We start from the raw sequence: 14594 nt of genomic DNA on the forward strand, positions 1-14594 counted from the left end.
GCCGTACGTCGGCGAGCGCTCAGTTCACCGCAGCGAGGGTTACAGACGTGCCGCCCGCTGCGAGGTTAAGGCCAATCTGTCCCGTGACACTGACCGTCTGGAGGTGAATTGAACCCGACGTGCCGCCGACCAGAATGTTGGCGCCGACGCCGGCACCGACCGTCGCCTCGGCGCTCGCACCCTGATAGAGACCGCTCAGCGAGCCCTGATGATACCCTGCTGTCGGCGCAAAGACGGCCCAGACCAGCTTGCTGCGGGTTGTGAAGCCGAGATCGATGCCCATTTTCCTGACCGCACCGGTGTAGTGGTCAGTGCGCTCCTCGCCAATGGCCGAGTGGAAAACGCAGTCAATGTCTTTGGCCGACCCCAGAACGTAACCTGCGCCACCGCCGACATCGCACTGGAGATAGCCGATCTTGACGCCACCACGGACGTCCGATTCCTGATAGGCCGGGACCGGATCGTTGGCCCGCAGATCGGCCGCTCCGGCGGCGGTTCCGCCGGTTACGCCTATTGACACGGCGAAAAGCATCATAGCGACAGATTTTTTCATCGTTTTTTCCTTCTAAACCCCACCCAATGCGAAGCCGAGCAGCACTCGGTCCATGGCATAACGCATCGTGTCGGGAGGGTGTTCCCATACGCGCTTTTGACGCAGCCGGCGTCGAAGCATGGATGGGCTACACGTTAACAGACCATTCACACTTCAACCGCCAATAGGGCATTTCGAAGGCACGATACCGCAGGGCGACCGAAGGCCGGCCGCTCTTGCGCGCACATCAATCAGGCGGCCCGTTTCAGGGCTTCGCCAAGCACGGAGACGATCTCGCCGATCTGTTCCTTCCCGATGATCAGGGGCGGCGAGAAGGCGATGACGTCGCCCGTAACCCGGATCAGCAGGCCATTGTGGAAGCAATCGGCGAAGACATCGTAGGCGCGCGCGCCGACCGCCCCGTCGCGGGAGGTAAGCTCGATGCCGGCAATCAGGCCGATCGTGCGGATGTCGACGATATGCGGCAAGCCCTTCAACGCGTGCATGGCGTCGTGCCATGCGGTTTCGAGTTCGGCCGCCCGCGTGAGAAGCCCCTCGTCGCGGTAGATGTCCAGGGTGGCAAGGCCCGCGGCGCAGGCCGCCGGGTGACCGGAATAGGTATAGCCATGGAAAAGCTCGATCTGGCCTTCGGGCCCATGCATCAGCGCATCATGCACGGCACGGCTGGTGAAGACCGCGCCCATCGGAATGGCGCCGTTGGTCAGCCCTTTCGCGGCCGTCACGATATCTGGCCGGACACCGAAATAGTCCGCGGCGAAGGGGGCGCCGAGACGGCCGAAGCCGGTGATGACCTCGTCGAAGATCAGGAGGATGCCGTGGCGGTCGCAGATCGCCCGCAGCCGGTCGAGATAGCCCTTCGGCGGCACGAGCACGCCGGTCGAACCAGCCACGGGCTCGACGATGCAGGCCGCGATCGTCTCTGCGCCGTGAAGCGCAACCAGGCGCTCAAGATCATCGGCAAGCTCCGCTCCGTGCTCCGGCTGGCCCTTCACGTAGGCATTGCGAGAAAGATCATGCGTGTGGCGCAGATGGTCGGAACCGGCGAGCTGCGGGAAGACGCGGCGGTTGTTGACCAGACCACCGACCGAAATCCCGCCGAAGCCGACGCCGTGATAGCCGCGCTCGCGCCCGATCAAGCGGGTACGCGTGCCCTGGCCAATGGCGCGCTGGTAGGCGATGGCGATCTTCAGCGCCGTATCGACCGATTCCGAGCCGGAGCCGGTGAAGAAAACCCGGTCGAGCCGGTTGTCACGTCCGCCAGGCGCGATTTCCGCCAGCCGCTCGGCAAAATCGAAAGCGATCGGATGGCCCATCTGGAACGATGGCGCATAGTCGAGCGTCGTCAACTGACGCTCGACTGCCGCCGCGATCTGGCGTCGCCCGTGGCCGGCGTTGACGCACCATAGTCCGGCGGTGCCATCGAGGATCTTGCGGCCGTCGGCCGACGTGTAGTGCATGCCTTCTGCCGATTCGAGAAGGCGCGGCGCCGCCTTGAATTGGCGGTTGGCGGTGAATGGCATCCAGTAGCTGTCAAGAACCGGGGCGTTTGGTTTGGTGTGTGCGTCCATCGAAAATCTCCCTTGCGACGGGCCATTGCCGCCATGATTTGTTCGGTCGAACAAGTCCTTTTCTGTATTCGTTCAAGCCATTGAATTTATTTGTTCGATATATCTATATTTGCGGTATTTCGAACAACAGAAACGGACCTCCATGTCAGTCGATATCGGCAGCCGCCTCAGGCACCTGCGGATGCTGCGCAATCTCTCCCAGCGCGAGCTGGCAAAACGGGCTGGCGTGACCAACTCGACGATCTCGCTGATCGAATCCAATTCCGCCAATCCATCCGTCGGCGCGCTGAAGCGCATTCTCGACGGCATTCCGATCGGCCTGGCCGAGTTCTTCGCTTTCGAACCGGAGCGGCCTCGCAAGGCCTTCTACCGCTCCGATGAACTCACCGAGATCGGCAAGGGGCCGATCTCCTATCGGCAGATCGGCGACAATCTTTTCGGACGCAGTCTGCAGATTCTCAAGGAGTGTTATCAGCCGGGGTCCGACACCGGCAAGGTTCCGCTCGTCCATGAGGGCGAGGAAGGCGGGATTATTCTGTCGGGGCGCCTGGAGGTGACCGTAGATGATGAGCGGCGCATTCTCGGACCGGGAGACGCCTATTATTTCGAAAGCCGCCGGCCGCACCGGTTCCGCTGCGTGGGACCGGTCGCATGCGAGGTGATCAGTGCCTGCACGCCGCCAACGTTCTGACACGTCTTATTTTGTGCGACGACGTCGTCTAATGTCCGTTCACCAATGTCAGAATAAGCTGGTGGATATTGCCGCCATTGCTGAGTTCGATGCGGTCGAAGTCCCGACTTTGCTGCCTTTGGGCCTGTGAGAGCGCGCCAAGACGCTTGGTCATTTCGGTCTTGATCTTGCGGCAGTTGGGGTCGCCGGGAGACGTTAGACCGACTGTGGCAGCCTCGATCTTCTTTACCATGTCCTTGATATGATCGCCGTGTACCAGTTCGTGCTTGTGCACCCCGGTGATGAAGGTCTCCCAGCCCCGCCTCGTGGAGGCTGGCAACTGATCAGCCGGTTTGGGCAAGGTGTAGGTGATGATGAGCTTCGGCCGTGCCGAAACGAGTACGCAAACATCACCTTGCGGTTCGTATTTCCTGGTCCAGGTCAGCTTGAAATTGGTGTGCGCGATGGCGCGTGCCAAGCCGCCAACCTTCGGTCCCCGCTCTCCGATCGAGGCATAGAGCTCAGCGCCGGTTTTCCCGGCAATAGCGTAAGGCTCCACCTTTTCGACGGCCTGCCATTCCGCACGCGTGTCCATCGGCAGGAACGCGATACAACTCGCCAGCAAATAAACTCGGACATCCAGCTTCACGCGCGCCCCCTCATAAAGACTGTCGTTTCCTCGTCATCAGGACTAAAGGAGACGAACAGCACGTTCAATCGGGCACGTGGCCGATTGCCGATCGTCGTCTTCCGGCTGACGGCGAGACCGTGCGGTCGCGCCTCGCATCGCTGCATCAACTGGCCCACCTGACGGTCGAAACGCGGTACGATGACGGAAGCTTTCCAGCTTTCCAGTTCGCGCAGTGTGTTGAGGAGGTCGATTGTCGAGCGACCCCATCGAGAAAGCTCGGTCACGAGGATGACATCGATCTGTCTCGACTGCGCCAGCACCATAACTTTTTTGCGCTCGGTGCGGTCGAGCTTCGCACCGAAACCGGTCTCCTTAAAGCTTGCAGCGATGTCGTAACCGGCGCGACCGGCAAATGCCATCAGGTCGCGCTCCTGCCGCTCGCATGACTGATCGACGGTCGAAACCCGGCAGTAGATGGCGGCGCGCTGTGCCAATTGAACCCTCGTGGATAGGGCGATTGTTGGGGACACCACATGCATGCCACGGCGCACAATCCTGAGCGAACGACAGCGTGAGAAGTTCGATTTGCCGACAGACGAACCGACACTGCTTCGTCATTGCATATTGAGTGACGACGACCTGCGTCACATCAGACAACGTCGCCGTCGCCGAAACCGACTGGGCTTCGCTCTCCAGCTTTGCGCTTCCGATACCCCGGCCGTCTCTTGCAACCAGGCGAACTGATTCCGCCCTCGATGTTGGCTTTCATCGATGCGCAACTCGGTGTCCCGGCTGAAGAGCTCACCTAGTACGGCGCCAGATCGGAAACGCGCTATCAGCATTCGGCGGCATTGCAGCAGTTCTACGGATATCGACCCTTCGAAGGTAAAGTTCGCGCGGGGATATCCACTGCCCATAGGATCTCATGCTCCCCTATTTGACGGCCTCGATCTTCGGCTGCTTCTGCTTATCGAGCGTTCGCACAAGGAATTTAGACACGGTCACTACCTTTCCGCCCACCATGGTCGTAACATCCGATTTCTTCGTCAGTTTGTAGGCGCCGTCGGCTTCAAGCTCCACGACCTTAATGGTGCCGCCGCCCTTCACGGTCACACCGAACTCATCGGAGTCGGAGGTCGCCGTCGTTAGCTGATTTTCAGTCTCGGTTGTGAGTTCGAGATTCACTTCCTTCGACTGGCCAATCACATTGAATCCGGTCACCCCGTCCATGTTCCCGAACTGCTCGGTGCGCTGAATCGCGAGGGACCATGTCTTCGGCTCGATGTTCGACGGCGCGATGATGGCATTCGGCTTCACCTGTCCCTGCACGCGCACGATCACGCCGGCTTTCACGCTCGAGGGGATGTCGACGTAGAGGATATTCGTGTAGGTCTGATCGCCCTTCGGAATGTACAGATTCCCGGTCTGCGTGTCCTGCAGTTCGACCTGATAGTTACCCCACATCTCCTGGCCCGTGTCGAACAGAAACGTGAAGGTCAGCCTGCGCGTCTTCGGGCTCAGCACGGTCGGAGGCTTGGGATCGGCCTGCTTCGGCACGCCCTTCGGTACGGGTGTCGGTACAGGCGTTGGCATCGGGGTCGGTGTTGGTGTTGGTGTTGGTGTTGGTGTTGGCGTCGGAACCGGCTTCGATTCCGGCGTAGGCTCATTGTGATGCGCAACCTGTCCCGTCAACAACTCACCCATCAGGTCCGCACGCTGTTGCGGCGACAACTCCTTCGTGCTCCGAATCGTATTCATCAGCCCCGCCGTCTGGGCGTTCTTCATGCCTTGGGACGCCAGCTGCGTAGCGTTGTTTGAAAGTGTTTCGAGATACGGGCCAAGCTCCTTGATCCCGGACATATCGCGGAACGGTCCCAGTGCCGACAGCACGCCCGAGGCGGCGCCGAATCCGGTCGGATCCGGAAAGCTCTGCGGATTGACGATATTCACGATCGGCGTTGGGAACGGCGTCGCCGCAAGGCCCTTCGTGGGATCCTGGAAGCGTGAGTCGGTGCTGGCAGGCGCGATATCAGGAGCGTCATCGGGAACCGGAGATGTCTGCCAATCCCAAAAGCGGCTTGGATCGATGAACTCCGAAGCATTGCAGTGCCCGAGCTTCGCCTCGGCAAACACTCCGCGCGCCGGCACCGTCAACAGCTGCTCGACATACTCGAGATACGGGGTATTCGACATCCCGAGGTTCCGAGTTGCAAAGGCGCTGTCGAGCGCCTCATTGGCCCCCGGCGGAAATGGGCAGCACGAGGTACTCGCCATCGACGGCGAGCAAGGTGTTATCGATGATGTCAAGCAGGGGAACTCCGTTCACCGTCCATCCGTCGAATCGCACGGCCCGGTCCGCGGGAATCTCGGCAAGCCAGATCGCGCGCCAGTAGTGCCCGGCGTGCTTATTCAAATGGCTCACAAGACGCGCGAGACAACACCGTTCATCGTTCGAGAGCAGATCGTCCACCGATATCAACGGCCGCGTGAATGGCACGACATTGGCCCGCGTCGATCCATCCCACTTCACATTGGGTGGAGCGGGTGTGCCGTCGAACATCTGCCACTTGTCTACACCTTGTTCGGTCACGAACCGCATCTTCTGCACATTCCAGTCGGCCGGCCGCCGGCCGTCGTCGATTGAAAGTGCCGGCGCAATCGTTTGTGTCACTTCGATCGCTGCGACATTTCCCCAACGAATTTTCTGTGTGGGCCGAACGGTCGCGAGAAACTCCTCATTTGGACGAATCCGATGCGGAGTGACTGCACTGACAAAATAGTTTGACAGGATCGTCGGGACGGGAAGGCTGATGACCTGCCCATTCGAGTCGAACTGATTGGTTATCGCGACAATTGACAGATCGGTGAACACGCAATCAATCGGCGTCCCGCCCGCCTTCGGGATCACGCGCAGGTAGATGTTCATCTCCGACCCGACCGCACCGCTCAGCACCCAGAAACTGAACTCACCAAGTTCGTGGTCATCGCTCGGCATGCCCTGCTCATCACGCTTCTTTTTCTCGCGATCGAAATTGATTTTCAAACAGGCGCGCTTTTTCACCACCTCCAGACAACCACGCAGCGATTCATCGAGCAGATTGGCTGCGATCTCGCCCATATAGCGCTCTATCAGCGTATAGTCCGGCTCGGCGGAGAGTGAAAAATCGAATGGTGTCGCCTCATGTTTGAGGAAGATCGCCGGGCGCACGCTCGCCGGCTTGGTCAGCACGCGATGGTGCTGCAATACTTCGTAATAGAGAATCGTCAGCGCGTGGCTATGGTTGTAGTTCGCAACGATACGCGTTCGGGCCTCGGCTGCCTCAGCCTGATCCGCCTGCACAACCACTGTCGAGTTCAATTCACGCTGCGCACTCGATGCCTGATGGAAAGCGTCGCTGATCTTCTGCGTCGTGTCGCCCACAACGGACCGCATCCCCTCGGAGTCAGTCGAGGCTCCTCCGACGCCAAACGCGCCGCCGACGCCCATACTGACCGGCCCGATAGGAATACCCGCGCCGGCGCTCAACGCGCCGCCCGCCATGAACGAAGAGCCCGACTGGCTCTCCTTGACGACCATCTGCACCGCCTCGGTCAGTGTGCGATCCCGAAGCGCGGCGTGCTGCAGGTCTTCTTTCTCGGTCGTCTGTTCCGATCGCTTTGCCGCATCATGGCGCGCCCAATCCACTACCGCGATCTTCATCTTCTCGCCAGGCGCCAGGGGCAAGCTGTAGGCGATCTGTCCCAGAGAATGGCCGACCGGAAACCATTCCGACTGATAGTTGACATTGAAGCCGAGACGCATTTTCCCCGAGAAACCGGGTAGCTCGAAAAATCGGGGCGGCTCCCCGCGGCCGCTCGCCATGGCCTCTGACGGTGTTCGTATCAGTTGACGAAACCGCACCATCCTCGTCGCCAGATTTGCCGGCAACAGGGTTTCGCACCCATCCTCGCCAATCAACATGGCGCCCGCCATCGAGAACGATCCCGGTGACATCCGCCAATCGTCGATGCTCGGCGTTTGCATCGAAGGCATAGCTGGCCAGGTCTCCCGCCCGGCAAGCATGACCACATCGAGATCCATGCGCAGGCAAAGGAAGTCAGGCCCGACATCCCCTTCGGTCAATACCTCGAAGGAAATCGTCGGATCCTTGTATGGCAAGACGAGCACCTTTGTCAGACGCACCGTCAGCCGCGGATTGCCAGCTTCCAGCAACTCAGCATTGGTGAGCGCCATCTTGAGTGACTGCAGCACTGTCAGGTTGCGCACGGGCCAGAGGTCGAACGAGCCGTAACCCACATGATCCGTACCCACCACACCCAATGGCAATGCCGGGAATCGGATGCTCTCCACGAGTTCGACGTCGTCGAGCGCAGCCGCGCTGTCGGCTGTTAATCCGAACTCGACAAGCGCGAAGATCGGCACGCGGGAAAGCGGCCCAGCACTACCGAGGTGGCGCGTAAAGATGCTCAAGCGCTCCCACGGCACGTCCAGATCAAAGCCCCAGTCAAAGTCCGGCGCTGCTTGCAGCGGCGTGAGTGCGGCAGGGTTCACTCGGGAATCGACGTACCGGGACAGGATCGTAAAAGCTGAGGGGCGCAGGGGCATGCGAAACTCCTTAATGGAACCTCAGGGCCAGGTATCGCGCACGCATTTGTCGACCATGAGCCGTTTTTCGAGCGCCCCGGTAGTGATGTCCTTGTCGAGCGTTTCAGCGCTCGTTTCACGTCATTCGGACCGCCTGCCACCGCTTTGATGTCAGCCGGCAGAACGAGGCTTCATAGGTCGACGTGTCCGGTGCCATTCCTGGATGAGCCAACAATCGCTGTCCCCCCCCTTGAAAACGATGTGGAAGCAGATCTTGTGCGAGAATAAGGTTCCTGAACAGTCGGCATATGCCGACTGTTCAGGAGGATCACGCTGCTGCGCCATTGCGCCAAGTCCATTTGGTTAACAGTTACGGAAGTGAGAAATTGGCGATGTGGTGCAGCGACGTTGAGACATTCACCTCTGTGATCGGCGAAATCTATGAAGCAGCCTTTATCCCCGAAAAATGGCCCCACGTGCTGGAGCAGGCTGTGGAACTTTCAGATGGCTTCAGCGGCCAGATCTTTCTGTTTGGCGACAATTTTTCACCGCGTGGAGAATGCCTCGAAAATGTCCGGCCGCTGTTTGACGATTTCATTTCCGGCGACTACTGGAAGTTCTGTGACAGCGCCCAGCAGATGTGCAGTCTGCAGCCGGCAAGCTTCGTTCATGTGGACGACTTCATGACGGCTGAACAGATCGAACGTGATCCTGCGCGAATACGTCTGAGAGCAGCCGGGATCGGTGCGCATCTTTGCACGGCAATCCCTATACCGAGTGGAGAAGTCATAACATTTGTCTTTCAACGGCGCCTGAACGACGGTGCCTTTAAGCAAGGCGCGGTCGATCGGCTCAATGAACTTCGCCCCCATTTGGCACGCGCAAGTCTGGTAGCAGCTCGCCTGCGATTGGAACGCGCGGAGACCACGGTCTCGGCGCTGAAATCAATGAACTTACCGGCGGCTGTAATGACCGCATCGGGGCGTGTCTTAGCCACCAACGATCTTTTCGACCATAAGTCTGGTGTTTTCCGTCCGCTTGCACATGGCGGTATGGAGATAAGCAGCACTCCGTCCAATAAGCTCTTCCAGCAAGCGCTTGTTGAATACCCGTATGGGTCCACCATCCGTTCCATTCCGGTTCCGGCAAAGGACGGCCAGCCGGCCTTGGTCGTTCATCTTTTGCCGCTGTATCGTGCTGCACAAGATATCTTCTCGGGGGCAGATATCCTTGTTGTTACAACCTCGGTGAGCGCCAGCAGACTGGTCCCGTCGCCGGCCATTCTCACGAGCCTATTCGACTTGACACCGGCCGAAGCGAAACTTGCGGGGCTGTTGACAGCAGGGCGCTCTCTAAAGGATGCGGCTACTGAGTGCCGCATCACGATCAAAAGTGCCCGCACTTATCTCGAACGGATATTCCGGAAAACGGGCATCACACAGCAGAGCCAGCTCGTGGCGTTGCTCCAAAGCGCACAAACACCCCGCGCCGCAAATTACTAGCGTAGCCGCTGAACGATTGCTGCCTCGGACCGAGGGCGAAGTTAGAGCGTTTTAAGCAGGCTTGTCCGCACCGCCACTCTTAATCGAGATGTCGCGCACTCATCGTCTTCGATACTCGTTTCTAAATATCGCATAGATAACGGGTGAGCGGCTGGGTCATAGTGATCCAGATAAACCGCACCGCCCGTCGCCACCCGACAACGACCGATAATGCCGGCTTATCGATCGTTGTGAACAGGACCGCGGGATTCGCTGTTATCGTCGCGCTGAACCCGGAAAACGCCGGTCCGGGGGCGCTGCACGATCACACAGCAGTGGTTCCGATATCGTAAACGCTGCGGCCACGGCGGGCGCAGGAGCGGATGAATAATGCGGCGCCGGCTGCTGCGATCAACTGCCACCGTGAAGATCGAGAGCGGCGGCGCTGCTATAGATGCCCGCGGGCCTTGAGTTCGCCTTCGAAGGTCGCGAGCGACATCACCAGGGTGCGCGGTGCATCCGTCAATGGCAGAGCCCCGTAGGACGCGTACCACGCGGCAGCCCGGTCGCTTTTGGCGTCGATGATCAGGATCACGCCGCCGACCTCGCGCGCCGCCCGAATGCAGCGTAACGCGGCCGCAGCCAAAAGCTGGCCGCCAAGCCCCCTGCCCTGCTGGCGCAAATCTGTCGCGAGGCGTGCAAGACGAAAACCGGGAACATCATGCTGTGCCAAGCCGCGGCGAACACTCTCGGGAGTCTTCTGGTAGGTGAGAGTTGCTGGCGCCAGACTGTGGAAGCCGTGAATCGTTTGACCGTCGCCGTCGTCAATCGCAAGAAAGGTCTTGGCGCCACCCTGCTCGTGGCTCTGACGCGCATAGCGCTGAAGAAACAGGTTCAGGTCCGGATCACCGCAGTCGAACGCCTTACGGTCGTGCCTCTTCGTGATTGCTTCTTCATGCCAGACAGGAACCGTCACGCTTTGCCCGACGGTAAAGCTTCAATGGCGGCACGGAGCCTGGCGTTGGGCGCCGGCGGGTTTTCGAGAAGATCCAGCACAAGCAGGCTGTCACGCTCCGACAGCCTCACCTGTTCCGCCTCGGCGATGATCGCCTCCGCCTCGCGCAGCGCCGTACGGGTAACGAAATCGGTGAGGTCGGTGTGGCGCAGCGCCGCCGCCCGTACAAGGCGCGCTTTTACCTCGGGCTTGACCCGCAGATTCATTCGTTCATTGTCGTCAACAGCAACGCGTGGCATGGCTCAATCCCGATTCTGTACTCACAGAATACGTACGACAAATCGCGTTTCCAGTCAAGCTTCGCGTTTAATACGCACGCTGCGCCGTTCCGAACACCATCGTTCACCAAAGTCTTTGCTGACCGTCGCCGGCATGCTGTCCCATCCCGGTAGCGCCGGCGCAGAAAAGACCTCATAGGACAAACCGACGGGAAGCGTTATCTCGACGAAGTGCCGGTTCGGTGGCAGCCGGCCGCTACCATGTACCAGCTTCTCGAGCAATGCCGTCGAACAGTGGTCGCTGGTATAGATCAAAGGACTGCCGGGCGTGTTCCACCGGCCCGGCGCAATCGTAGAGCCGGTCGCGTCAAAAATAGGATGGGCGCCATTTGGATCGCCAATCCTGAAACTGGTCAATGTTCGGTCGAGAACCTGCGCTGTCACGCAGCACTGCCATATTTCAGACTTCCCAGAACGTCGCGAACAAGCTCCGCACCGATCTCACTCTGGATGACGACGTCGATGGGGCGTCTGTCCTCCAGCATAGGGTGGGACCGAAACAGGAAATCGCGAGCCTCCTCTTCTGTTTGCCAGACATCCAACGCCAGGCTCCAGACACGGGCTACCCGCGCAAGACGCGTGCCCTCGTCCGAGGACAGACGGAGCGCGGTCTTGCGCCTCTCATAGGTAGCTTTCGCAATCAGTCGATATTTGAACTGCGCATCGCTCGGTGCGAGAAGATGAGCAACTCGCTCAAGGGCGCCGATTGGCAACCCCTCCTCGATGCGGGACATCAATCCAAACGGGGAACGCGCGGCGATCTCCTTTGCCGGAAGGCCCAGCACGTCCGCTACACCTGAGAATGCAAGCATCGTCTCGTCCTTTTCAGTTGAGACGATACATAGCCTCATATGAGGCGATCGCAAGTTAAAATGGATAAGCCATCCTACGGGAGCGTCTCGGTCGCCAAGACTCCGACTGAACTTTTCTTCGCTGACGCCGCGTTGTGGGAGACTGACGCGCTCGTTGGCGGGATAGTCCCCTCCTCTCCTCATTTTTGTCGACAGGACCGAGAGAGGCCGGCGATCGCGCCGACCTCTCTTCAAGAGGAAATCCTCGGCAATTATGCTTGCAGGTTGTCCGCGGACATCTTGCCGGACTTGCGATCCTTCACCAGCTCATAGGTGATCTTCTGGCCATCGTTGAGGCCGCGCATGCCGGCCCGCTCCACCGCGGAAATATGGACGAAAACGTCCGTGCTACCATCGTCGGGCTGGATGAAGCCAAAGCCCTTCGTTGCGTTGAACCACTTTACCGTCCCGGTCGCCATAGCGCCTTCCTTCGATCATTTGCCTTACCGCCCCATCGGCGGATTGGCCTCGTGCGGAGCACAGATAGATGCTTCCGCGCTCCGCACAAAGCTGAAAATTCTATCCAAGCCTTGAGGCAAGTCCTCCACAGCTCCCAAGCGAGTGATCCTGGTTGCGACTGGCGCTACTTTTTGCCTCTCTGTTTCACCCGGATGCTGACGGGACCGCCCTCGGCCTGCTGAACGTCGAACTGGTTTTTTGCGGATAAGATCGCTGAGCTTTCGGAACCCGAAGGTGCGCGGGTCAAAGTCTGGCGCCAGGTTCAGCAACTGTTTGCCGACGGTGCCAAGATTGACCCAGCCATCCTCGGTGTCCTCCCGCGCCAGTACCTTCTTGATCAGCGGCACGGCGGCGCTCACCGGCTGCAAAGGCTTGTCCGTCGACGCGGTGCCCTGCTCGTCCTTGACCGTCCCGGGAAGCAGATTTTCGGTGTAGACGAACCGCCGGCACGCCTGGCGAAAACTCTCCGGCGTCTTTTGCTCGCCGAACCCGAACACATCGACGCCCTGCTCGCGGATCCGGGCAGCAAGCCGGGTGAAATCGCTGTCCGACGACACCAGGCAGAAGCCGTCGAAGCGGCCACTGTGCAGCAAGTCCATCGCATCGATCACCAGGGTGATATCCGAGGCGTTCTTTCCCGCCGTATAAGCGTGCTGCTGCTGCGGGATGATGGCGTGTCTGGCGAGCACATCCGCCCATCCCTTCAAGCGCGTACTGGAGAAATCGCCATAGATGCGACGGACGCTCGCCTCGCCGATCTTGGCGACTTCCTCAAACAGGCCGTCAACAATCTTGGCCCTGTATTGTCGGCGTCGATCAGGACGGCAAGGCGTGGCGATCGGTTGTCAGACTGTCGTTTTGCAGTTAATCGTCAGACTACGTTGTACAGGCTTCCATCGCTACGACGCAACGCGGCTGTTCTGACATAAAATGGTAAAACTGCGGTCGCGACAGCTTCTTTCGGAATACCACCGTCCCGTCAGCTGCAGCCCCGTGAACCTGGAATACGTGCTTTGCCAGATCGACCCCGATTATGGTAATTTCGCTCATGGATGCTCTCTCCGTTCTGTGTGACTTTCACAGCACCAGCTTGGCACATTGCGATGCCGTTCGTGGAGGGGGCATCCACCCCATGGAATTTGAAAATAAGGCGCGTAACATGCATAACGCCGAGCGCTGCCGAGCAGGAAAGCCGAATGGCCCCTGCGGGAGCCTGTCGCGCATCCCGGGCTTCTTCGGCGGCCTGTTCGACCAGGCGTAGAATTTGAAGGCAATTTGTATAGTAGCGACTGCCTTCGTCGGTGAGCGTGACGCGGCGCGTGGTGCGACTGAGAAGAGGCACGCCAAGAGCGTCCTCAAGCTCATTGAGATGCCGTGTCACCGTCGATTGGCCGACGCCAAGTTCCCGTGCGACCTTCGACAGATTGCCGCGTTCCGCAACGCGGACAAAGGTCCGCATTCTGTCAAGAGAGAGGCCTTCTCTATCCATTTTCCGGCAGAATCATACCCATTATTCTTTATAGTGAACTATCGGCTCCTCGGCTAGGACGTTCCCCCTGGACGAGGTCGAATCTATTGGCGCGGCCAAATCATCCTCCGCGCGCGCGTCTTGCGATATCAGCGACCTTATTCTTACTGATACCAAGATCGCGAGCGAGCTGAGCCCCGAAGAAGGCAAGTACCGAATCGGCAGCCTCGACCTGCTGCTCTGACAGGGGCCGCGGGAGCAGCCGCATCCGTTCTTGTCGGTGAGCGCAAAGAAATTATCGAAGCGACAAAAAAGGCCGCACGCAAGGGCGCTCAGTCGATGGACCTTGCCCGCGAGGCATTGATCTGGCGGACGCGGCGACCTGGGACTTTGAGCGTTTTGCTTTCGACGAAGCGAGTCGCCTATTTCGCGACATCGCTTCCCTTCCAACGAAAACGATCCCATGTGCGAAAGACCGACTGGCATTCGGCGTTATCTCGGCCGCTTATCAAGCCGGAGTGAACGTCGGTCACGGAAGCGACTGCGACATCCGCGTTGCGGGTCACGACGACCATCCTCTTTCACGTTATGCTTGCCCGCCGATCACAACGGTAGCCCAGAACTACAACGAGATCGGGCGGCTTGCGATCGAACTCCTTCTACAGAAGATGGATGAAATTCCACCATCTGGTAGCATCGTTGCGGATCGCACTTTGCTCAGCGCGGAAATAATGTTGCGAAAATCGGCGTGATCACGACGTCTACGTACAGTCGCAGCATGCGGATATAGGAACCAATGTTTCAGCACGTCCAAAATTCTAGACATAGCATTGGCCGCCTTGAACGGATTAAAACTGTGGACACCTCGATTTGAAGTTCATCCGTAAGTTTGCGCCAGAGCGGACGGTCAGTCCTTCCGCTTTCCGTCAGCGGATCGCGGCGGCATTGCGCCGGTTCGCGAGGATTATGCAGAGCCAGATCGGGGACACCAAATCGTTCGCTTCCGCTTAGCGCCGCCAATTCCGGTCAGTTACA

At 59.3% G+C, this 14594-nt stretch carries 12 protein-coding genes and 6 pseudogenes; 4 read left to right on the forward strand and 14 right to left on the reverse strand.

Translation table 11 applies throughout. The annotated features are described in order from the left end of the window. Positions 1–19 precede the first annotated feature (19 nt). A complete protein-coding gene (locus ACSQ2W_RS21770) occupies positions 20–553 on the reverse strand; it encodes a DUF992 domain-containing protein (protein ID WP_436088274.1) in 534 nt (177 codons plus the stop codon). A 230-nt stretch (positions 554–783) separates the two neighbouring features. Next, positions 784–2121 (reverse strand): aspartate aminotransferase family protein, encoded by a 1338-nt coding sequence (locus tag ACSQ2W_RS21775; RefSeq protein WP_436088275.1) that lies wholly within the window; start codon positions 2119–2121, stop codon positions 784–786. A gap of 142 nt (positions 2122–2263) precedes the next feature. Between ACSQ2W_RS21775 and ACSQ2W_RS21780 the strand changes: the two genes are divergently transcribed. Then, positions 2264–2812 (forward strand): cupin domain-containing protein, encoded by a 549-nt coding sequence (locus ACSQ2W_RS21780; RefSeq protein ID WP_436088276.1) that lies wholly within the window; start codon positions 2264–2266, stop codon positions 2810–2812. 28 nt (positions 2813–2840) lie between these two features. Here ACSQ2W_RS21780 and ACSQ2W_RS21785 read toward each other — a convergent pair whose 3' ends face one another. Then, the gene (locus ACSQ2W_RS21785; protein ID WP_436088968.1) at positions 2841–3386 is read right to left on the reverse strand and encodes a DUF922 domain-containing Zn-dependent protease; all 546 of its coding nucleotides are present in this window, start codon (positions 3384–3386) and stop codon (positions 2841–2843) included. A gap of 50 nt (positions 3387–3436) precedes the next feature. Then, entirely contained in the window at positions 3437–3916 is a 480-nt protein-coding gene (locus ACSQ2W_RS21790; RefSeq protein ID WP_436088277.1) for a recombinase family protein, read from the reverse strand. Between the two features lie 43 nt (positions 3917–3959). Between ACSQ2W_RS21790 and ACSQ2W_RS21795 the strand changes: the two are divergent. Continuing rightward, positions 3960–4312: pseudogene (locus ACSQ2W_RS21795) on the forward strand (DUF4158 domain-containing protein); the annotation flags it as partial. A gap of 43 nt (positions 4313–4355) precedes the next feature. Here ACSQ2W_RS21795 and ACSQ2W_RS21800 read toward each other — a convergent pair. Beyond that, on the reverse strand, positions 4356–5615 hold the full coding sequence (locus ACSQ2W_RS21800) for a hypothetical protein (protein ID WP_436088278.1): 1260 nt from the start codon (positions 5613–5615) through the stop codon (positions 4356–4358). Between the two features lie 37 nt (positions 5616–5652). Next, positions 5653–8028 carry a hypothetical protein gene (locus ACSQ2W_RS21805; RefSeq protein ID WP_436088279.1) on the reverse strand — a complete coding sequence of 792 codons (2376 nt, stop codon included), beginning with the start codon at positions 8026–8028 and terminating at the stop codon, positions 5653–5655. A gap of 287 nt (positions 8029–8315) precedes the next feature. Here ACSQ2W_RS21805 and ACSQ2W_RS21810 point away from each other — a divergent pair, with 287 nt between their 5' ends. After that, positions 8316–9509: a helix-turn-helix transcriptional regulator gene (locus tag ACSQ2W_RS21810; RefSeq protein ID WP_436088280.1), complete on the forward strand. Its 1194-nt coding sequence runs from the start codon at positions 8316–8318 to the stop codon at positions 9507–9509. A 427-nt stretch (positions 9510–9936) separates the two neighbouring features. On the opposite strand, the gene ACSQ2W_RS21815 is transcribed toward ACSQ2W_RS21810, so the two are convergent. The 8 genes and pseudogenes from ACSQ2W_RS21815 to ACSQ2W_RS21850 all read right to left on the reverse strand — a co-directional run. Next, positions 9937–10464, reverse strand: a complete 528-nt coding sequence (locus ACSQ2W_RS21815) for a GNAT family N-acetyltransferase (RefSeq protein ID WP_436088281.1) — start codon at positions 10462–10464, stop codon at positions 9937–9939. After that, positions 10461–10742, reverse strand: a complete 282-nt coding sequence (locus tag ACSQ2W_RS21820) for a DUF1778 domain-containing protein (protein WP_436088282.1) — start codon at positions 10740–10742, stop codon at positions 10461–10463. Before ACSQ2W_RS21820 ends, ACSQ2W_RS21815 begins: the two co-directional genes overlap by 4 nt. 78 nt (positions 10743–10820) lie before the next feature. After that, a pseudogene (locus ACSQ2W_RS21825) lies at positions 10821–11165 on the reverse strand (RES family NAD+ phosphorylase); the annotation flags it as partial. After that, the gene (locus tag ACSQ2W_RS21830) at positions 11162–11593 is read right to left on the reverse strand and encodes an antitoxin Xre-like helix-turn-helix domain-containing protein (protein ID WP_436088283.1); all 432 of its coding nucleotides are present in this window, start codon (positions 11591–11593) and stop codon (positions 11162–11164) included. The pseudogene ACSQ2W_RS21825 and the gene ACSQ2W_RS21830, both read right to left, overlap by 4 nt. A gap of 251 nt (positions 11594–11844) precedes the next feature. Continuing rightward, the gene (locus ACSQ2W_RS21835; RefSeq protein WP_183835065.1) at positions 11845–12051 is read right to left on the reverse strand and encodes a cold-shock protein; all 207 of its coding nucleotides are present in this window, start codon (positions 12049–12051) and stop codon (positions 11845–11847) included. A 164-nt stretch (positions 12052–12215) separates the two neighbouring features. Then, positions 12216–12911: pseudogene (locus ACSQ2W_RS21840) on the reverse strand (NYN domain-containing protein). 59 nt (positions 12912–12970) lie between these two features. Beyond that, positions 12971–13141, reverse strand: a pseudogene (locus tag ACSQ2W_RS21845) (IS110 family transposase); the annotation flags it as partial. A gap of 85 nt (positions 13142–13226) precedes the next feature. Next, a pseudogene (locus tag ACSQ2W_RS21850) lies at positions 13227–13580 on the reverse strand (LysR family transcriptional regulator); the annotation flags it as partial. 329 nt (positions 13581–13909) lie between these two features. On the opposite strand from ACSQ2W_RS21850, the pseudogene ACSQ2W_RS21855 reads away from it, so the two are divergent. Further along, positions 13910–14311 (forward strand): annotated as a pseudogene (locus ACSQ2W_RS21855) (substrate-binding domain-containing protein); the annotation flags it as partial. Positions 14312–14594 lie beyond the last annotated feature (283 nt).

The sequence above is a fragment of the Pararhizobium sp. LjRoot255 genome (assembly GCF_964252905.1).
Classification (GTDB): domain Bacteria; phylum Pseudomonadota; class Alphaproteobacteria; order Rhizobiales; family Rhizobiaceae; genus Pararhizobium.

Coding starts and splice junctions, on each gene's coding strand:
- ACSQ2W_RS21770 (WP_436088274.1), bottom strand. CDS start 553: ATGAAAAAATCTGTCGCTATGATGCTTTTCGCCGTGTCAATAGGCGTA.
- ACSQ2W_RS21775 (WP_436088275.1), bottom strand. CDS start 2,121: ATGGACGCACACACCAAACCAAACGCCCCGGTTCTTGACAGCTACTGG.
- ACSQ2W_RS21780 (WP_436088276.1), top strand. CDS start 2,264: ATGTCAGTCGATATCGGCAGCCGCCTCAGGCACCTGCGGATGCTGCGC.
- ACSQ2W_RS21785 (WP_436088968.1), bottom strand. CDS start 3,386: ATGGACACGCGTGCGGAATGGCAGGCCGTCGAAAAGGTGGAGCCTTAC.
- ACSQ2W_RS21800 (WP_436088278.1), bottom strand. CDS start 5,615: ATGTCGAATACCCCGTATCTCGAGTATGTCGAGCAGCTGTTGACGGTG.
- ACSQ2W_RS21805 (WP_436088279.1), bottom strand. CDS start 8,028: ATGCCCCTGCGCCCCTCAGCTTTTACGATCCTGTCCCGGTACGTCGAT.
- ACSQ2W_RS21810 (WP_436088280.1), top strand. CDS start 8,316: ATGCCGACTGTTCAGGAGGATCACGCTGCTGCGCCATTGCGCCAAGTC.
- ACSQ2W_RS21820 (WP_436088282.1), bottom strand. CDS start 10,742: ATGCCACGCGTTGCTGTTGACGACAATGAACGAATGAATCTGCGGGTC.
- ACSQ2W_RS21830 (WP_436088283.1), bottom strand. CDS start 11,593: ATGCTTGCATTCTCAGGTGTAGCGGACGTGCTGGGCCTTCCGGCAAAG.
- ACSQ2W_RS21835 (WP_183835065.1), bottom strand. CDS start 12,051: ATGGCGACCGGGACGGTAAAGTGGTTCAACGCAACGAAGGGCTTTGGC.